Raw genomic sequence first — 19,101 nt, forward strand, 5'->3', positions numbered from 1 at the left:
TCTCCTCCCGGATTACGGGAAGGTCAGCTTGAAGCCGTTGATGTAACCGGTGTCGGCGGACGCCTTGTCCTGGACGCGGAGCTTCCAGACGCCGTTGGCGACCTCGGTGGAGGCGTTCACGGTGTAGGTCTGGACGATGTTGTCCGCGCTGCCGCCGGAGCGGTTGCTGAGGCTGTAGACCGAGCCGTCGGGGGCGATGAGGTCCACGACGAGGTCACCGCGGTAGGTGTGGACGATGTCCACGCCGACGGCGAGGTTGGCCGGGGCGTTGCCGGTGACGCCGGTGACGGTCACCGAGGAGGTCACCGCGGCGCCGTTGTCCGGGACGGCGACGTCGGCGGTGTTCTCGAAGACCTTGCCGCCGGGGGTGCCGCCGCCGGGACGGGCGCCGACGTTGATCGCGGCCCAGGCGTTCTCGACGGCCGTGACCTCGGGGCTGGTGGCGCCGTAGAGCGCCTTGGCCACGTCGACCGTGCCGGTGCGGGCGCCGGCGTAGTTGGTCGAGGAGCCGAACTTGGTGGTGAGCGCCTTGAACCAGATCAGCGCGGCCTTGTCCCGGCCGATGCCCGTGACGGGCAGGCCGTCCGAGGTCGGCGAGTCGTAGTTCACGCCGTTGACGGTCTTGGCGCCGCTGCCCTCGGAGAGCAGGTAGAACCAGTGGTTCGCCGGGCCCGAGGAGTAGTGGACGTCGACGTTGCCGATGCCCGAGTACCAGGCGTCCTTGGACGAGCCGTCCTTGCTCGGCTTGTCCATGTAGCGCAGCGGGGTGCCGTCGCCGTTGATGTCGATCTTCTCGCCGACGAGGTAGTCGCCCTTGTCGTTGGCGTTGTTGGCGTAGAACTCGACGGCCGCGGCGAAGATGTCGGAGGTGGCCTCGTTGAGGCCGCCGGACTCGCCGCTGTACGTCAGGTTGGCGGTGGCGGCGGTGACGCCGTGGGTCATCTCGTGGGCGGCCACGTCGATGGACGTGAGCGGCTTGGCGTTGCCCGAGCCGTCGCCGTACGTCATGCAGAAGCAGGAGTCCTGCCAGAACGCGTTGACGTAGGCGTTGCCGTAGTGGACCCGGGAGTACGCGCCGACGCCGTCACCGCGGATGCCGGTGCGGCCGTGCACGTTCTTGTAGTAGTCCCAGGTGAGCGCGGCGCCGTAGTGCGCGTCGGCGCCGGCCGTCTCCTTGTTGGAGGGGAGGCCGTTGCCCCACACGTCGGTGGTGTTGGTGAACAGCGTCCCCGTGCCGGACGAGCCGCCGTTCAGGTTGTACGTCTTGTGGTTGCCGCGGGTGGTGTCGGTCAGCGAGTACGAGGGCGCGGTGCCGAGGGTCACCTGGCCGCTGTACTGCGTGTTGCCGGTGCCGTTCTCGACGCCCTGCCACTCGAAGAGCTTCGCGCCCGTCTTGGCGTCGGTGACGACGTGCAGCTCGTTCGGGGTGCCGTCGTGCTGGAGGCCGCCGACGACGGTCTCGTACGCGAGGACGGGGGTGCCCTGGGCGGCCCAGACGACCTTGCGCGGGGCGCGGTCGGCCCCGGCCTCGGCGGAGCCCTCCGCACGGGCGAGGCCGACGGCCTGCTTCTCGGCGACGGCCGGGGACACCGTGGCGGTGGTGTCGACGTTCTTCAGCTCCGCGCGGGAGGACTTGGTGACGCTCCGGGTGGCGCCCGCCGCGGTCTCCTCGACGATCAGGTCGCCGCCGAGGACGGGCAGACCCGCGTAGGTGCGCTCGTAGCGCGTGTGGGTCGTGCCGTCGCGGTCCTTCACGACGTCGCGGACGACCAGCTTCTCCTCGGCGTTGAGGCCGAGGGACTTGGCCGTGGCGGTCTTGTCGGCGTCCGCCGCCTTGATGAGCGCGGTGCGCTCGGCCGGGGTGAGGTCGGCCGGGAGCTTGCCGGGGTTGGCCGACGTGCCCTGCTGGGCCTGGGGAGCGGCCCCGAACGGGGAGTCCGCCGCGGTGGCGGCGCCCGTCTGGACGCTCACGGCGATCATGGCGGCGGCAGCGATCAAAGCACCGGTCGCGGTGGCGCGACGGCTGGGCGTGGATCTCACGCAGACTCCTTATGCGAGGGGGGTACCGGCGGGCTTGGGTGAGTCCGCCGGGCGGAGCAAGGAGAGCTGTGGAGCACGTTCGGATGAAGCGGCGAACGTTGGTGCGAAGAACCTGGGAGAGAGTCGCAGGGATGACGGGGACCTGTCAGGACCGCGACGACAAGTTGGCCGGAAATCGTCCGCTGCCGGTACGCGCGCGTTCGTTAAGCGGACGTTTCATCGATCATGGACGGTTCGTCATCCGCCGTTCTCCGCAAGGGAGTCCACCGGCCGCCCGGCACGCGGGCCCCGGCCTTCCGCCCCGCCCGCCGGATACGGGCCGCCGGCACCCGGGAGATGGCCGAAAATCGCGGTGAGGGTCCCGCCTTCGGCCTGCGGGGCGCGTCCGGGGAGGCCGCCGCCCGCCGCCGTCCGGCCCCGGAAGCCGTGCTTCCGGGGCCGTTCCGGCGACCGGCCCCGGCGACCGGGGCTCCGGCGACCGGCCCCGGCGACCGGGGCTCCGGCGGCCGGCCCCGGCGGGTCAGCCCACCAGGCTGTCCCGCCAGGCCCGGTGCAGCCCCGCGTAGTGGCCGTCGCCCGTGACCAGGTCGGACGGGGAGCCGTCCTCGACGATCCGGCCCGACTCCATCACCAGGACCCGGTCCGCCACCTCGACCGTGGACAGGCGGTGCGCGACGATCACGGCCGTACGGCCCGCCAGGACCGTGTCCATCGCCCGCTGCACCGCCCGCTCGCCCGGCACGTCCAGCGAACTCGTCGCCTCGTCCAGGATCAGGACCGCCGGGTCCGCGAGCAGGGCCCGCGCGAAGGCGACCAGTTGGCGCTGGCCCGCCGAGATCCGGCCACCGCGCTTGCGCACGTCCGTGTCGTAGCCGTCGGGGAGGGCGGCGATGAAGTCGTGCGCCCCGATCGCCTTCGCCGCCGCCTCGATCTCCTCGCGGGTCGCGTCCGGGCGGCCGATCGCGATGTTCTCCGCCACCGTGCCCGAGAACAGGAACGCCTCCTGCGTCACCATGACGATCCCGCGCCGGAGGTCCGGGACGGTCAGGTCGCGGAGGTCCACCCCGTCGAGCAGGACGCGGCCGCCCGTCGGGTCGTAGAAGCGGGCCAGGAGCTTCACGAGGGTCGACTTGCCCGCGCCCGTCGCCCCCACCACCGCCACCGTCTGGCCCGCCGGGATCGTCAGGTCGAAGCGGGGGAGGACCTCGCCCCCGGTGCGGTACGCGAACCGCACCCCGTCGAAGACCACCTCCCGGCCGGGAGCGCCCGGACGGTGCGGGAGTTCGCGCGGGGCGGTCGTCTCCGGGATGCCCGGTTCCTGGGCGAGGAGACCGGCGATCTTGGTGAGGGAGGCCACCGCCGACTCGTACGAGTTGAGGAACATGGCCAGCCGGTCGATCGGGTCGTACAGGCGCCGCACGTAGAGCACGGCCGCCGCCAGGACGCCCAGTTCGAGCGAGCCCTCCGCGACCCGGTACGCACCCCAGAGGCACATTCCGGCCACCGCCGTGTTCGCCACCAGGCGCGAGCCGACGACGTAGCGGGCCATCTCCAGGAGCGCGTCGCCGTTGCTCCGCTCGTGCCGGTGGTTGAGCGCGGCGAACTCGGCGTCGTTGGCACGCTCGCGGCGGAACGCCCTGACCGGACGGATGCCGTTCATCGTCTCCGCGAACTTCACGATCACGCCCGCCATGGCCGTGGACCGCTCGCCGTACGCCCGGCCCGCGCGCCGGCGGTAGAGCCGTACGAGCAGGTACAGGGGGACGAAGGAGGCCGTCGCCACCGCGCCGATCCCCAGGTCCAGCCAGAGCAGGATCAGGGTGATCGAGACGAAGGAGAGGACCACGCCGATCAGTTCCTGGAGGCCCTCCGAGAGCAGTTCCCGCAGCGACTCGACGTCCGTGGTGGAGCGGGAGATCAGCCGGCCCGAGGTGTAGCGCTCGTGGAAGTCGACGCTCAGCAGCTGCGCGTGCCGGAAGATCCGGCCGCGCAGGTCGAGCAGGACGTCCTGGTTGATCCGGGCCGCCCCCCGGACGAAGGCGTACTGGAGGAGGCTCCCGAGGGCCGCGCAGAGGAGGTAGCCGACCGCCACGGCGATCACGGGGCCGTGGTCGCCGGCCCGGAAGGCCGGGACGCCCCGGTCGATGGCGTACGCGACGAGCAGCGGGCCCGCCTGCACCGCCGCCTCCTTGACGAGGAGGACCAGCGAGGCGACCACGACCCGTGCCCGGTGCGCGGACAGGAGCGAGCGGAGCAGGGCGCCCGTCGCCCCCGGGGGAGCCGGCAGGTCGTCGCGGTCGAAGCGGTCCGTCTCCTCCGGCGGGGCGGCGGCGGGGGGTTGCGTGAGCGTGGTGTCCGTCATCGCCGTTCCTTCCCGCCCGACATCAGCCAGGCGTACTCCTCGCTGTCGCGCAGCAGTTCCTGATGGGTGCCCACGGCCGCGATCCGGCCCCCGGACAGCAGGGCGACCCGGTCGGCCAGCATCACCGTCGACGGGCGGTGCGCCACCACCAGGGCCGTCGTCTCCCGCAGCACCTCCCGCAGGGCCGCCTCCACCCGTGCCTCCGTGTGCACGTCGAGGGCGGAGAGGGGGTCGTCCAGGATCAGGAAGCGCGGCCTGCCGACCACCGCGCGCGCCAGGGCGAGCCGCTGCCGCTGGCCCCCCGACAGACTCAGGCCCTGCTCGCCGACCCGGGTCGCCGCGCCCTCGGGCAGCCGGTCCACGAAACCGTCCGCCTGCGCCACGGCGAGGGCGCGCCGCAGCTCCGGCTCGCCGGCTCCCTCGCCGGCCCCCATCAGGACGTTCTCGCCGACACCGGCGGAGAACAGGGTGGGCTCCTCGAAGGCCACCGACACCAGGGACCGCAGCCGCTCCCGCCCCATCAGCGCGATGTCCTCGCCGTCGAGGAGGATGCGGCCGCCGGTCACCTCGTGCAGGCGGGGCACGAGGGAGGTGAGGGTGGTCTTGCCCGAACCCGTCCCGCCGACCAGGGCCAGCGTCTCGCCGGGGCGGATGTGCAGGTCGACGCCGTCCAGGACCGGGGGCGCGTCCTCCGGGGCGTCCGGGTGGCGGAACGACACGTTCTCGAAGCGCACCCCGTCCGGGCCCCCGTCCGGCCCGTCCTTCGGCCCCCCGGCCGGCACGGCGTCCGCCGGGGCCGGGTCCGACTCCTCCTCGGCGTCCATCACCTCGAAGTACCGCTCGGTGGCGGTCACCGCCTCCTGGCTCATCGCGAGGAGGAAGCCGATCGACTCCACCGGCCAGCGCAGCGCGAGCGCCGTCGTCAGGAACGCGACCAGCGTGCCCGCCGACAGCTCCCCGTCCGCGACCCGCACCGTGCCGAGGACGAGCGCCGCCCCGATGGCCAGCTCCGGCACGACGGTGATGACCGCCCAGATCGTGGCGAGCAGCCGGGCCTTGACCAGCTCGGTGCCCCGCAGGCGCTCGGAGAGCTCCCGGAACGCCCGCGCCTGGCTGCGGTGCCGGCCGAAGCCCTTGATGATCCGGATGCCGAGGACGCTCTCCTCCACGACCGTCGTCAGGTCGCCCACCTGGTCCTGCGCCGTGCGCGCCGCCACCCCGTACCGGCTCTCGAAGAGCGAGCAGAGGACCACCAGCGGCAGCACCGGCGTCAGGAGCACCAGGCCGAGCGTCCAGTCCTGGGCGAGCAGCAGGACGTACCCCGCGAGGATCGTCACGCCGTTGACGAGGAGGAAGGTCAGCGGGAAGGCGAGGAACATCCGCACCAGCATCAGGTCGGTGGTCCCGCGCGAGAGGAGCTGGCCCGACGCCCACCGGTCGTGGAAGGCGATCGGCAGCCGCTGGAGCCTGGCGTACAGCTCCGACCGCATCCGCGCCTCCACCCCGGCGAGCGGCCGCGCGACCAGCCAGCGGCGGAAGCCGAACAGCGCGGCCTCCGCGACCCCGAGCAGCAGCAGGTACAGCGCGCCCAGCCACACGCCCCCGGGGTCCCGGTCCGCGACCGGCCCGTCCACCATCCACTTCAGGACGAGCGGGATGACGAGCGACAGGCAGGAGGCGACCACGGCGACGAGGGCGGCCGTGATCCACCGCTTCCGCACGGGGCGCACGTACGGCCACAGGCGGAGCAGGACGCGCACCGCCGAACGGTCGGGGGACTTCGCTGGGGGGAAGGGTTTCTCGGGCATCAGGTCCGACTTTACGGTTCACCACTGACACGGCTCACCCGGTTTTCCGGCCCTTCCGTCCCCGGGCCCCCCGTCCCGCGGCGCCCCGTCCCCGGGCCTCCCCGTGCGGCGCCCCGCCCCCGCGCCCCCGGTCCGGTTCCTCCCGTTCCCGTCCGGCCCGGAGTCGTACCCGCCGTCAACCGATCGGTTGACGGCGGATACGAGCGGATCGGCCGATGTCGGCGGGCGGCCCGGTCCGGGAACCTCGGGGCATGACGACGACAGCGATCGACGTGCGCGGACTGCGCAAGACCTACGGCGGCCGGAAGGTCGTCGACGGGGTCTCCTTCGAGGTCGGCGAGGGGGAGGTCTTCGGGATCCTCGGCCCCAACGGAGCCGGCAAGACCACCACCGCGGAGTGCGTCGCGGGGCTGCGGTCCCCCGACGAGGGAAGCGTGCGCGTCTGCGGGTACGACCCCGCCGTCCGGCGCGCCGAGGTCACCCGGCTCCTCGGGGTCCAGCTCCAGGAGAGCGAACTCCAGCCCAAGCTGACCGTCCGTGAGGCGCTCGCCCTGTACGCCTCCTTCCACGAGCGGCCAGCCGACCCGCGCGGGCTGGCCGAACGGCTCGGACTCCTGCCGCACCTCGGGGTCCGCTTCGGGAAGCTGTCCGGCGGGCAGAAGCAGCGGCTGTTCGTCGCCCTCGCGCTGATCGGACGTCCCCGGGTCGTCGTCCTGGACGAACTCACCACCGGCCTCGACCCGCGCGCCCGCCGCGACGTGTGGGCGCTCGTGGAGACGGTCAGGGACACCGGGGCGACCGTCCTGCTCGTCACCCACTTCATGGAGGAGGCCCAGCGCCTCTGCGACCGGATCGCCGTCCTCGACCGGGGCCGGATCACCGCCCTCGACACCCCGGACGGGCTGATCGGGCGCACCGCCACCGCCAAGGAGATCTCCTTCGCCGCCGACACCCCCCTCGACCCGGCGGAGCTGCGGGCCCTGCCGGGAGCCGCCTCCGTCACGACGGCCGACGGCCGGACGGCCGTCGGCGGCACCGACGAGACCGTCGCCGCCTTCGTCTCCCTCCTCGCCCGCCACGGCGTCACGGCCCGCGGGCTCCGGGTCGCCGACGCCACCCTCGACGACGCCTACCTCGACCTGACGGGAACCGACCACCGATGAGCACGCCCCTCCCCGCGCGCCCCCTCGGCGCCACCGCCACCGCCACCGTCCTGAGGACCGAGGCGCGCCTCTTCGCCCGCGAACCCGGCTCCCTGTTCTGGGTGATGCTCTCGCCGACCGTCCTGTTCGTGGTCCTCGGCCTGATCCCCTCCTTCCGGGAGGCGTCCGAGGACCTCGGGGGGCGTCGCGTCATCGATCTCTACGCCCCCGTCTCCGTCCTCTTCGCGCTCATCATGGCCGGGCTCCAGGCCATGCCCCCGGTCCTGTCCGGCTACCGCGAGCGCGGCATCCTGCGCCGGATGTCCACCACCCCCGTACGGCCCGCCTCCCTGCTCACCGCCCAGCTCGCGCTGCACGCCGTCGCCGCGCTGGTCTCCTCGCTCCTCGTGATCACGGTCGGCCGCCTCGCCTTCGGCGTCGCCCTGCCGGAGAACCCGGCCGGGTACCTGGTCGCCCTGCTGCTCGCCGTCGCCGGCGGCCTCGCACTCGGCGCGGCCGTGTGCGCCGTCTCCCGTACGCAGAAGGCCGCCACCGCCGTCGGCTCCGTCGTCTTCTTCCCCAGCATGTTCACCGCCGGGGTCTGGGTGCCGGTCCAGGCCATGCCCGATACCCTGCAGCGGATCGTCGGACTCACCCCGTTCGGCGCCGCGTCCCAGGCCCTCGACGCGGCCGCCTCGGGCGGCTGGCCCGGCTGGGCCGAGCTCGGGACGACGGCCCTGTGGACCGCCGTGCTGACCGGCGCCGCGGTGCGCTGGTTCCGCTGGGAATGACCGCCGGCGATCACGAACGGCCGCCGGCGGCCACGAAGACCGCCACCGGCCACGAACGGCCGCCGGCGACCGCGAACGACCGTGAAGGGGGAGGGGTGTGCCGACCACCGTCGAGGAGCGCTGGCGCCAGTTCTTCCGCTGGGGACCGTACGCCCTGCTCGGCGTCGGCACCGCGATCGCGGGGGCGTCGGGCGACGCGCTGATGGACCGCGCGGAGAAGGCGGCGGCCGGGGTCCTGGTGGCGGCGGCGCTCCTCCTCCACGCGGTCTGGAACCGCCGCTGCGCCCGGCTTGTCGCGACCGCCGGGTGGGGACCCGAGCGGCCCTGCGCCGCTCCCGTGCTCGTGCCGGGGGCCCCGGGCCCCGCCTCCACCGCCCACTTCGTGCTCCGCACCGCCCTGGCCTTCGCGCTGACCTGGCTCAACCCCTTCTTCGCGATCTACGCCTGCGTCGGCTACTTCGACGCCGTCCACCTGCTGCCCCGCCGCCTCGCGCACGCCGGGCTCCTCCTGGTGGCCGTCACCATGGCCGGCTCCCAGTCCGGCGGCCTGCCGCCCGCCACCCCGGTGCACTGGCTCGCCTTCGGGGGCCTGTTCGCCCTGAACGCCTGCCTGGCCGTGGGCTTCTCCCACCTCGGCACGAAGGAGACCGAGAAGGCCGCCGAGCGCGCCGCCACCATCGCGGAACTCGGCCGTGCCAACAGCCGTCTCGAACAGGCCCTCGCCGAGAACGCCGCCCTCCAGGCCCAGCTCCTCCTCCAGGCACGGGAGGCCGGGATCGCCGACGAGCGGCGCCGGCTCGCCGCCGAGATCCACGACACCATCGCCCAGGGCCTCACCGGGGTCGTCACCCAGCTCCAGGCCGCCTCCGCAGCCCCCGACCGGGAAAGCGCCGAGACCCATCTGAGGCGCGCCGCCGGCCTCGCCCGGCACAGCCTCGGCGAGGCCCGCCGCTCCGTGCGGAACCTGAGCCCCGTCGCCCTGGAGCACGACACCCTTCCCGGGGCGCTGCGCAGGACCGTCGAGGAGTGGGCCGAACGCACCGGCGTCGACGCCCGCTTCACCGTCACCGGCACCGAGGCACCGCTCCACGACGAGGTCGCCGCCACCCTCCTGCGGATCGCCCAGGAGGCCCTGTCCAACACCGCCCGCCACTCCGGTGCCGCCCGCGCCGGCGTCACCCTCTCCTACATGGGCGACGAGATCACCCTGGACGTGCGGGACGACGGCCGCGGCTTCGACCCGCTCGCCCGTCCCGGACGGGGCACCGGCGAGGGCGGGTTCGGGCTCGACGGCATGCGGGCCCGCGCCGAACGCCTCACCGGCACCGTCACCGTCGAGACCGCCCCCGGTGAGGGCACGGCGGTCTCCGCCCGCGTACCGTTGGCCACACCATGACCGACATCACCCTGCTGATCGTCGACGACCACCCCGTCGTACGGGACGGCCTGCGCGGCATGTTCGCCGCCGGGGACTCCGGATTCCGCGTCCTCGGCGAGGCCCCCGACGGCGTGCGGGGCGTCGAACTCGCCCTGGAACTCGACCCCGACGTGGTCCTCATGGACCTGCGGATGCCGGGCGGCGGCGGCGTCGACGCCATCGCCGCGCTCACCCGGCACGGTGCCCGCTCCCGGGTCCTCGTCCTCACCACGTACGACACGGACACCGACACCCTCCCGGCCATCGAGGCCGGGGCCACCGGCTACCTGCTCAAGGACGCCCCGCGCGAGGAACTGTTCGCGGCCGTGCGGGCCGCCGCCGAGGGCCGCACCGTCCTCTCCCCGGCCGTCGCCTCCCGGCTCGTCACCGCCGTCCGCGCCCCCGCCGCCCCGCCCGCCGACACCACCCTCTCCGCCCGCGAGACCGAGGTCCTCGCCCTCGTCGCCAGGGGCACCGGCAACCGGGCCGTCGCCGCCGAGCTCTTCATCAGCGAGGCCACCGTCAAGACCCACCTCACCCACATCTACGCCAAGCTGGGCGTCAAGGACCGGGCGGCCGCCGTCGCCGCCGGCTACGACCGGGGCATCCTGGGCCGCTCCTGAGCGCCCGGGGCCCCTCGCGGTCCCCTACCGCGCCACCCGCAGCAGCACCACCGACCGGCCTCCCACCGCGAGCGTCTCCCCGCCCCGGTGGACCGTGCCCGGCGCCCCGGACTGGTCCTCCCGGGCCGTGTCCACGACGAGTTCGTACGACTCCGCCCACGGCGGTCCCGGCAGCCGGAAGTCCAGCGGCCGGTGGCCGGCGTGCAGGACGGCGAGGAAGCTGTCGTCGGCGATCCGCTCGCCCCGTGCGTCCCGGCCCGGGATGTCCCGGCCCGACAGGTAGAGGCCGAGCGTGGCCGTGGGCGCGTACCAGTCCTCCTCCGTCATCTCGGTGCCCCCGGCGGTGAACCAGGCCAGGTCCCGCAGCCCGTCCGCGCGCTGCGGGCGGCCGGAGAAGAAGGCCCGGCGGCGCAGCACCGGATGGCGGTGGCGCAGCGCGAGCAGCCGCCGGGACAGGGCGAGGAGCTGACCGCGCCCGGGGTCCTCCGGCAGCGACCAGTCGAGCCACCCGGTCTCGTTGTCCTGGCAGTACGCGTTGTTGTTGCCGCCCTGGGTGCGGCCCATCTCGTCCCCGGCGACCAGCATCGGGACCCCGGTCGACAGGAGCAGGGTGGTGAGCAGGTTGCGCTGCTGGCGCAGCCGCAGCGCCCCGATCCCCGGGTCGTCGGTCTCGCCCTCGGCGCCGCAGTTCCAGGAGCGGTTGTCGTGGGTGCCGTCCCGGTTCCCCTCGCCGTTGGCCTCGTTGTGCTTGCGCTCGTACGTGACGAGGTCCCGCAGGGTGAAGCCGTCGTGGGCGGTGACGAAGTTGACGGAGGCGTACGGCCGCCGCCCGCCCCAGGCGTACAGGTCGCTGGAGCCGGAGAGCCGGTAGCCGAGGTCCCGGACGTCGGGCAGCGCGCCCCGCCAGAAGTCCCGCACCGTGTCCCGGTAGTGGTCGTTCCACTCGGTCCACAGCGGCGGGAACGCCCCGACCTGGTAGCCGCCGTTGCCCACGTCCCACGGCTCCGCGATCAGCTTGACCCGCCGCAGCACCGGGTCCTGGGCGATGACCGCCAGGAAGGGGGAGAGCATGTCCACGTCGTGGAAGGACCGGGCGAGCGCCGCCGCCAGGTCGAAGCGGAAGCCGTCCACCCCCATCTCGGTCACCCAGTAGCGCAGGCTGTCGGTGATGAGCCGCAGCACCTGCGGCCGCACGACGTGCAGGGTGTTGCCGCAGCCCGTGTAGTCGGCGTACCGGCGGGCGTCGGACTGGAGCCGGTAGTAGGCCCGGTTGTCGATGCCCTTCAGGGAGAGGGTCGGGCCCAGCTCGCCCGCCTCCGCCGTGTGGTTGTAGACCACGTCGAGGATCACCTCGATCCCGGCCGCGTGCAGCGCCCGCACCATCCGCTTGAACTCGCCGACCTGCTGCCCGGCCGTCCCCGAGGAGGAGTAGCCCGCGTGCGGCGCGAAGTAGCCGACGGAGTTGTACCCCCAGTAGTTGCGCAGCCCCCGGCGCAGCAGGTGGTCCTCGTGCGCGAACTGGTGCACCGGCAGCAGCTCGACCGCCGTCACCCCGAGCCGTACGAGGTGGTCGACCGCGGCCGGGTGCGCCAGGCCCGCGTACGTGCCGCGCAGGTGCTCGGGGACGCCCGGGTGCAGCTTGGTGAAGCCCTTGACGTGCACCTCGTAGATGACCGAGTCCTGCCAGGGCGTCTTGGGCCTGCGGTCGTCGGACCAGTCGTCGTCGTCGTGGACGACGACCCCCTTCGGCACGTACGGGGCGGAGTCCCGCTCGTCGCGCACGGTGTCGGCCACGTGCTGCTGCGGCCAGTCCCGGACGTGCCCGTACACCTCGGGGGGAAGGGCGAACTCGCCGTCGACGGCCCGCGCGTACGGGTCGAGGAGCAGCTTCGCCGGGTTCCAGCGGGCGCCCGTCCACGGGTCCCAGCGGCCGTGCACCCGGTAGCCGTAGCGCTGCCCCGGACCGGTCCCGGGCACGAAGCCGTGCCAGATCTCGTGGGTCAGCTCGGTCAGCGGCAGCCGCCGCTCCGTGCCGTCCGCGTCGAACAGGCACAGCTCGACGGCCTCCGCCCCGCCCGCCCACAGGGCGAAGTTGGTGCCCTCCGTCCCGTCGGGACCGGTCCGGCAGCGGGCGCCGAGGGGCGTCGGCGCCCCCGGCCACACGGGTGGCCCCGCCCGCTCCGGCGCATGCTCCTGTACGGCCTCCTGCTCGGCTGCGCTCGCCACCGTCCGGCCTCCCGCGGCTCCGTCGGGACCGCACCCGGGGAGCGGCGGCGTCCCGGCCGCCGCTCCCCGGGTGCGGTTCTCCTCCTGTTCTGCCCGTCCGGCCGCGCTCCCAACATGACCCGCACGCACGTTTCCCCCGGCGGTGGCGGTCGTTGGGCCGGGAGTGAGATCTGTATGGAGACGGGCGGTACGCGCCCTCGCGGTGACGGGACTGGTGGCGGGCCTCGCCGGCTGCGCCGGAGCGGACGGCGGCGGGGGCACCGGCCCCTTCTCGCCGGGCAAGGGGCGGGCCCCCGGCGACGTCATCCGGGTGAGTCCGGAGGACGGCAGCCGCGCGGTCCCGGCCGGGAGCGCGGTCGAGGTGCGGGTGGACGACGGACGGCTCGAACGGGTGACCGTCGCCCGGGTCGAGGACGGCCGGCGGACCGAGGTCGCCGGGGAGGTCTCCGCGGACGGGCTGCGCTGGCGGCCCCGGCCGGGAACACGGCTCGCCCCGGCCGCCAAGTACAGCGTGGACGCGGTCGCGCTCGACGCCCGCGCGCGCCGTTCGGCCCGTCACACCACCTTCACCACCGCGGTGCCCGCGTCCCGTTTCATCGGCTACTTCACACCGGAGAACCGCTCCACGGTCGGCACCGGCATGATCGTCTCCTTCTCCTTCAACCGCCCCGTGACGCACCGCGCCGCCGTCGAGCGCGCCGTCCGGATCACCTCGGAGCCGCCCGTGGAGGTCGTCGGCCACTGGTTCGGCGGGGAACGGCTCGACTTCCGCCCGGAGAAGTACTGGGCCCCCGGCACGCGGGTCACCGTCGCGCTGGACCTGCGGGACGTGGAGGGCGCCCCCGGCGTGTACGGCATCCAGCGCAAGGAGGTCGGCTTCACCGTCGGCCGTTCCCAGGTCTCCGTGGTGGACGCCGCCGCCCACACCATGGAGGTGCGCAGGGACGGCGAGCTCCTGGCCACGCTGCCCGTCACCGCCGGGGCGCCGAAGACCACCACGTACAACGGGAAGATGGTCGTCACCGAGCTGTACGACGTGACGCGGATGAACGGCGCCACGGTCGGCTTCGGCGGCGAGTACGACATCAAGGACGTGCCGCACGCGATGCGGCTCACCGAGTCCGGGACCTTCCTGCACGGCAACTACTGGGCCCCGCCCGAGACCTTCGGCGCCGCCAACGTCAGCCACGGCTGCGTGGGGCTCCGGGACGAGAAGGGCGGCAGCGAGCGGTCGCACGCCGGCTGGTTCTTCGACCGGACGCTGATCGGCGACGTGGTGGAGGTGGTCAACTCCCGCGACCGGACGGTCGCTCCCGACAACGGGCTCGGCGGCTGGAACCTGGACTGGAACCGGTGGAGGGCGGGCTCCGCCCTGCGTTGACCCGCCCGGCCCCTCCCCGCGCCGATTCGCCCGGCCCGTTCTGCACCCGCCCCGCGCCGTGTCGCGCCGATCCGTTTTCCGGCGTCCGGCGGCCCCGCCGTCCCCGCGCGCCGATCGGGACGGAACGGTGACATCCCCGGGAATCTTTCGTGTCCCGCGGTGTGATTATCTGGCGTTGTGTGCGCGAGTGGATGCGCACGGGGGCGGGGCCGTGATGTTGCCGGCCCGTGTGAGGGGAGACGACCACAGTGAACGGGCAGCCGATATCGGAGGCATCGGTAGGGGCGACGGGACGGCACGGCCGGCGCGGGGGCGCCCGGCTGAAGGCGCTGGCGGCGGGGGTGCTGCTGCTCGCGCTGACCGCCTGCGGCGGGGGCGGGACGGCCTCGGGCGGCGCCGGGCAGGGGGGCCCGGCCGCCCAGGACGGCGGGAAGCAGGACAACGCGGCCTCCCGGGCGGTCGTGACGGTCCTTCCGAAGGACGGCGCCGACTCGGTCGCCACCAGCGGCGTCCTCAAGGTCACCGCCCAGCAGGGCAAGCTGACCACGGTCACGGTCGCCGACTCCAAGGGCACCCCGGTCGAGGGGAAGATCACCGCGGACGGCGCCAGCTGGCAGCCGACCGCGCACCTCGCCGCGGGCACCCAGTACAAGGTCCACGCCATCGCCAAGGACGCCGAGGGCCGTGAGTCGGCCAAGGACACCACCTTCACCACCCTCGTCCCGAAGAACACCTTCATCGGCCAGTACACGCCGGAGGACGGTTCGACCGTCGGCGTCGGCATGCCGGTCTCCATCAACTTCACCCGGGGCATCACCAACCCCGAGGCCGTCGAGAAGGCCATCAAGGTGACGGCCCGGCCGGCCGTCGAGATCAAGGGCCACTGGTTCGGCAACGACCGCCTCGACTTCCGTCCGGAGAAGTACTGGGCCGCCGGCACCAAGGTGACGGTCCACCTCAACCTGGACGGCGTCGAGGGCCGCCCCGGCGTCTACGGCAAGCAGAAGAAGACGATCACCTTCACCATCGGCCGCCGCCAGGTCTCCACGGTCGACGCCGAGGCCAAGACGATGAAGGTCGAGCGCGACGGGAAGATCGTCAAGACGCTGCCGATCACGGCGGGCGCGCCCTCCACGACCACGTACAACGGTCAGATGGTCATCAGCGAGAAGTACAAGGTGACCCGGATGAACGGCGCCACGGTCGGCTTCGGCGGCGAGTACGACATCAAGGACGTGCCGCACGCGATGCGCCTGTCCACCTCGGGCACCTTCGTGCACGGCAACTACTGGGCCTCGAAGAGCACCTTCGGCTCGCAGAACGTCAGCCACGGCTGCGTCGGCCTCTCGGACACCCGGGGCGCGGGGGACAGCTCGACCCCGGCCGCCTGGTTCTACGACAGCTCGATCATCGGTGACGTGATCGTCGTGAAGAACTCCAAGGACAAGGTGATCAAGCCGGACAACGGCCTCAACGGCTGGAACATGCCGTGGTCGGAGTGGATCGCCTAGGCGCTCCCGGACCCCTTCCGCGGGACCCGGTGCTGTGAGCAACAGCACCGGGTCCCGCGTCGTTAACGGCCACTAACCTTCTCCCATGACTGTGAACCTCGAAGTCGCCGAAGGCGTCGGAACCATCCGCCTCGACCGTCCCCCGATGAACGCCCTGGACGTCGCCACCCAGGACCGGCTGCGCGAGCTGGCCCAGGAGGCGACCGACCGCGACGACGTGCGGGCCGTGGTCCTGTACGGCGGCGAGAAGGTGTTCGCGGCCGGCGCGGACATCAAGGAGATGCAGGTCATGGACCACGTGGCCATGGTCAAGCGCTCGCGCGCCCTCCAGGACGCCTTCACCGCCGTCGCGCGCATCCCCAAGCCGGTCGTCGCCGCGATCACCGGCTACGCGCTCGGCGGCGGCTGCGAGCTGGCGCTCTGCGCCGACTACCGGATCGCCGCCGACGACGCGAAGCTCGGCCAGCCGGAGATCCTGCTCGGCCTGATCCCGGGCGCGGGCGGCACCCAGCGCCTCTCCCGCCTCGTCGGCCCCTCCCGGGCCAAGGACCTCATCTTCACCGGCCGCATGGTGAAGGCGGACGAGGCCCTCTCCCTCGGCCTGGTCGACCGGGTCGTCCCGGCCGCCGAGGTGTACGGGCAGGCGCACGCGTGGGCCGCGAAGCTGGCGCAGGGGCCGGCCGTCGCCCTGCGGGCCGCGAAGGAGGCGGTCGACCAGGGTCTGGAGACCGACATCGACACCGGTCTCGCGATCGAACGCACCTGGTTCGCGGCCCTGTTCGCCACCGAGGACCGGGAGCGCGGGATGCGCAGCTTCGTCGAGGAGGGGCCGGGGAAGGCGAAGTTCGCCTGATCCGCCCGGAGGAGAGCACCCGTCGGGGTCGATTCCGGTGGAACGGCCCCCGGGGGCGGCCCCGTGCGGCCATGATGGGACCCATGGCGGGCCTGGAGGACAGGGAACAATCTCGGCAGCGCGCGAGCGCCGCGGCGCGGTGGTCACCGACCGTGGACGACCAGCAGGCCGCCGAAGCGGTGGAGACGTACGGCAATCCGGCCGACGAGGACGTCTGGCTGCGGTCCCGGCCCGGGTCCGCGTGGGTGGCCCGCAGGCTGACGCAGCACGTCGTGACGCGCCAGTGGGGGCTGGGGCCGCAGATCGCCGAGCACGCGGTCCTGCTCGTCTCGGAGCTGGTGGGGAACGCCGTCCGGCACACCGGGGCGCGGGCCTTCGCCCTGCGGCTGCAGCGCCGCCGGGGCTGCATCCGGGTGGAGGTGCGCGACCCGTCGCGCGGACTGCCCTGTCTGATGCCGGTGCACGAACTGGACACGAGCGGGCGGGGCCTCTTCCTCGTGGACAAGCTCGCGGACCGGTGGGGCGCCGACCTGGCGCCGCGCGGCAAGACGACGTGGTTCGAGATGCGGGTGGTGGACCGCGTCTGACCGGCCGCTCCCGAGGCCGTCCCCGGGAGGCCGGGGCGGGGCCCGGACGCACGGAAGCCCCCGTGCGCCGTGGTGGGGCTGCTGGGGGCTTCCGTGTGGTGCGCCGTGGACGGGGGGGTGTATCCACGGCCGCTGTATCGACCTCGCCCGGGTCAATGGGGGCCGTGTCATCGACTATGCCAGACGGGGGCCCTTCTGCCAAAAGGCCCTAGTGGGGCAAACTATGGCAAAAATGGACACTTTAATAGTGAATCGTTGGTGACGTGCGGCACTCACCTTGAAAACCATGAATGATTATGCGGTTCACTGATTGTTTCCCGGAGGTGTCCGCATGGTGGACGCCCGGCGAAGGGGCGGGAGCGCCCGCGCCGGAGGCCCCCTCGCCCCGGACGCGGGCCGCGCCCCCGGCGCCCCGCCCGGCGGAGGGCCCCGCGTACCACCGCGCCGCGCGCACCCCCCTCATCCGGCGGACCCGGGCCAGCTAATCTGACCTCCGTCAGACAAGCACCACGAAGGGGCGGAAACAGTGGCGGACATCGAGTCGGCACGCACGGCATTCAACCGGTACGACGTGGACGGGGACGGCTTCATCACCGCCGCGGAGTACAAGAGCGTGATGGCGCAGCTGGGCGACTTCCACGTCACCGAGACGGTCGCCGAGGCGCTCATCAAGCAGCGCGACGACAACGGCGACGGCCGGCTGTCGTGGGACGAGTTCTGGTCGCACCTCAGCAAGGCCTGACCCGCCCGCCCGGACGGGCCGCGCGCCCCGCGGCCGCCGCCCGTCCGGGGCCCGCCGGGGCGGGCCCCGGCGCTGCGACGGAGGGCGGAGGACCGCCGGCCGGCGCCCGGGGCCTCAGCACTCGATGATGTTCACCGCGAGCCCGCCGCGCGCGGTCTCCTTGTACTTCACGCTCATGTCCGCGCCCGTCTCCTTCATGGTCTTGATGACCTTGTCGAGGGAGACCAGGTGGCTGCCGTCGCCGCGCATCGCCATCTTCGCCGCCGTGACCGCCTTGACCGCCGCCATGCCGTTGCGCTCGATGCAGGGGATCTGGACCAGGCCGCCGACCGGGTCGCAGGTCAGGCCCAGGTTGTGCTCCATGCCGATCTCGGCCGCGTTCTCCACCTGCTCCGGGGAGCCGCCCAGGACCTCGGCCAGGGCGCCCGCCGCCATCGAGCAGGCCGAGCCGACCTCGCCCTGGCAGCCGACCTCGGCGCCGGAGATCGAGGCGTTCTCCTTGAAGAGCATGCCGATCGCGCCGGCCGCGAGGAGGAAGCGGACCACGCCGTCTTCCTTTTCCTCCGGGGAGGCGCTGCCGGCCCCGAAGTTCATGTAGTAGTGCAGGACGGCGGGGATGATGCCGGCCGCGCCGTTCGTCGGGGCGGTCACCACCCGGCCGCCCGCCGCGTTCTCCTCGTTCACCGCCATCGCGTACAGGGTGGTCCACTCCATGGCGTGCGCCTCCGGGTTCCCCTCGGAGCGCAGCTTGCGGGCGGAGTTCGCGGCACGCCGGCGCACCTTCAGGCCGCCGGGCAGGATGCCCTCGCGGGACATGCCGCGCGCGACGCAGGACTGCATGACCCGCCAGATCTCCAGCAGGCCCGCCCGGATCTCCTCCTCGGTGCGCCACGCCTTCTCGTTCTCCAGCATCATCGCCGAGATCGACAGGCCGGTCTCCCGGGCGAGGCGCAGCAGCTCGTCGCCGGTGCGGAACGGGTACTTCAGGACGGTGTCGTCCGGGACGATCGGGTTCTCGCCCGCGACGGCGTCCTCGTCGACGACGAAGCCGCCGCCGACCGAGTAGTACGTCTTCTCCAGGAGGAGCCCGCCCTCCGCGTCGTACGCGAAGACCGTCATGCCGTTGGCGTGGTACGGCAGGGCCTTGCGACGGTGCAGGACCAGGTCGTCGTCGAACGAGAACGGGATCTCGTGGGCGCCGAGCAGGTCGATCCGGCCGCTCGCCCTGATCCGCTCGAACTCCTCGTCCGCGTGCTCCACGTCGACCGTGCGGGGCGAGTTCCCCTCCAGTCCGAGCAGGACCGCCTTCGGGGTGCCGTGGCCGTGGCCGGTCGCGCCCAGGGAGCCGTACAGCTCCGCCCGTACCTTCGCCGTGTGGGCCAGCAGGCCCTCGTTCTTCAGCCGGCGGGCGAACATCCGGGCCGCGCGCATCGGGCCCACCGTGTGGGAGCTCGACGGACCGATGCCGATCGAGAACAGGTCGAAGACCGAGATGGCCACGGGAGGACTCCTTGTGGGGGCTGGACGTCGTTGTCTGCCGGGGTGGTGCAGAAAGCGCGTGGACGGGGGACATGGGTCGGGGCACCGCGCCCGTGTTCCAGTGTGCGCGGTGCCCCGG

At 73.3% G+C, this 19,101-nt stretch carries 14 protein-coding genes; 9 read left to right on the forward strand and 5 right to left on the reverse strand.

All coding sequences use genetic code 11. The features are described from left to right. Positions 1 to 12 precede the first annotated feature (12 nt). The 3 genes from ACFYZY_RS03510 to ACFYZY_RS03520 form a co-directional block, all read right to left on the reverse strand. Entirely contained in the window at positions 13 to 2,040 is a 2,028-nt protein-coding gene (locus ACFYZY_RS03510; RefSeq protein ID WP_388689086.1) for a M4 family metallopeptidase, read from the reverse strand. Positions 2,041 to 2,560: 520 nt separating this feature from the next. Next, positions 2,561 to 4,402, reverse strand: coding sequence for an ABC transporter ATP-binding protein (locus tag ACFYZY_RS03515; protein ID WP_388689088.1), 1,842 nt, complete (start codon positions 4,400 to 4,402; stop codon positions 2,561 to 2,563). Beyond that, positions 4,399 to 6,210, reverse strand: a complete 1,812-nt coding sequence (locus tag ACFYZY_RS03520; RefSeq protein WP_388689090.1) for an ABC transporter ATP-binding protein — start codon at positions 6,208 to 6,210, stop codon at positions 4,399 to 4,401. The genes ACFYZY_RS03515 and ACFYZY_RS03520 overlap by 4 nt, the downstream gene beginning before the upstream one ends. Positions 6,211 to 6,461: 251 nt before the next feature. Here ACFYZY_RS03520 and ACFYZY_RS03525 point away from each other — a divergent pair, with 251 nt between their 5' ends. The 4 genes from ACFYZY_RS03525 to ACFYZY_RS03540 all read left to right on the forward strand — a co-directional run bounded on the left by ACFYZY_RS03525 (position 6,462) and on the right by ACFYZY_RS03540 (position 10,183). Further along, a complete protein-coding gene (locus ACFYZY_RS03525; RefSeq protein WP_388689091.1) occupies positions 6,462 to 7,373 on the forward strand; it encodes an ABC transporter ATP-binding protein in 912 nt (303 codons plus the stop codon). Further along, a complete protein-coding gene (locus ACFYZY_RS03530) occupies positions 7,370 to 8,143 on the forward strand; it encodes an ABC transporter permease (RefSeq protein WP_388689093.1) in 774 nt (257 codons plus the stop codon). The genes ACFYZY_RS03525 and ACFYZY_RS03530 overlap by 4 nt, the downstream gene beginning before the upstream one ends. Positions 8,144 to 8,240: 97 nt before the next feature. Continuing rightward, positions 8,241 to 9,539 carry a sensor histidine kinase gene (locus ACFYZY_RS03535; protein ID WP_388689095.1) on the forward strand — a complete coding sequence of 433 codons (1,299 nt, stop codon included), beginning with the start codon at positions 8,241 to 8,243 and terminating at the stop codon, positions 9,537 to 9,539. Continuing rightward, positions 9,536 to 10,183, forward strand: coding sequence for a response regulator (locus ACFYZY_RS03540; protein WP_388689097.1), 648 nt, complete (start codon positions 9,536 to 9,538; stop codon positions 10,181 to 10,183). The genes ACFYZY_RS03535 and ACFYZY_RS03540 overlap by 4 nt, the downstream gene beginning before the upstream one ends. A 24-nt stretch (positions 10,184 to 10,207) precedes the next feature. Here ACFYZY_RS03540 and glgX read toward each other — a convergent pair whose 3' ends face one another. Further along, positions 10,208 to 12,409 carry a glycogen debranching protein GlgX gene (glgX, locus tag ACFYZY_RS03545; protein ID WP_388689098.1) on the reverse strand — a complete coding sequence of 734 codons (2,202 nt, stop codon included), beginning with the start codon at positions 12,407 to 12,409 and terminating at the stop codon, positions 10,208 to 10,210. 163 nt (positions 12,410 to 12,572) lie between these two features. Here glgX and ACFYZY_RS03550 point away from each other — a divergent pair, with 163 nt between their 5' ends. The 5 genes from ACFYZY_RS03550 (at position 12,573) to ACFYZY_RS03570 (ending at position 17,483) form a co-directional block, all read left to right on the forward strand. Beyond that, entirely contained in the window at positions 12,573 to 13,790 is a 1,218-nt protein-coding gene (locus ACFYZY_RS03550; RefSeq protein WP_388689099.1) for an Ig-like domain-containing protein, read from the forward strand. A gap of 248 nt (positions 13,791 to 14,038) precedes the next feature. Then, positions 14,039 to 15,301, forward strand: a complete 1,263-nt coding sequence (locus ACFYZY_RS03555) for an Ig-like domain-containing protein (protein WP_388689101.1) — start codon at positions 14,039 to 14,041, stop codon at positions 15,299 to 15,301. Positions 15,302 to 15,386: 85 nt separating this feature from the next. Beyond that, entirely contained in the window at positions 15,387 to 16,154 is a 768-nt protein-coding gene (locus tag ACFYZY_RS03560; RefSeq protein WP_388689103.1) for an enoyl-CoA hydratase/isomerase family protein, read from the forward strand. Between the two features lie 83 nt (positions 16,155 to 16,237). Beyond that, positions 16,238 to 16,741, forward strand: coding sequence for an ATP-binding protein (locus ACFYZY_RS03565; protein ID WP_388689104.1), 504 nt, complete (start codon positions 16,238 to 16,240; stop codon positions 16,739 to 16,741). A gap of 526 nt (positions 16,742 to 17,267) precedes the next feature. Next, positions 17,268 to 17,483 (forward strand): EF-hand domain-containing protein, encoded by a 216-nt coding sequence (locus ACFYZY_RS03570; RefSeq protein ID WP_351895805.1) that lies wholly within the window; start codon positions 17,268 to 17,270, stop codon positions 17,481 to 17,483. Between the two features lie 114 nt (positions 17,484 to 17,597). On the opposite strand, the gene ACFYZY_RS03575 is transcribed toward ACFYZY_RS03570, so the two are convergent. Beyond that, positions 17,598 to 18,983 (reverse strand): L-serine ammonia-lyase, encoded by a 1,386-nt coding sequence (locus tag ACFYZY_RS03575; RefSeq protein ID WP_388689106.1) that lies wholly within the window; start codon positions 18,981 to 18,983, stop codon positions 17,598 to 17,600. Positions 18,984 to 19,101 lie beyond the last annotated feature (118 nt).

This window comes from Streptomyces sp. NPDC001744 (assembly GCF_042892575.1).
Classification (GTDB): Bacteria; Actinomycetota; Actinomycetes; order Streptomycetales; family Streptomycetaceae; genus Streptomyces.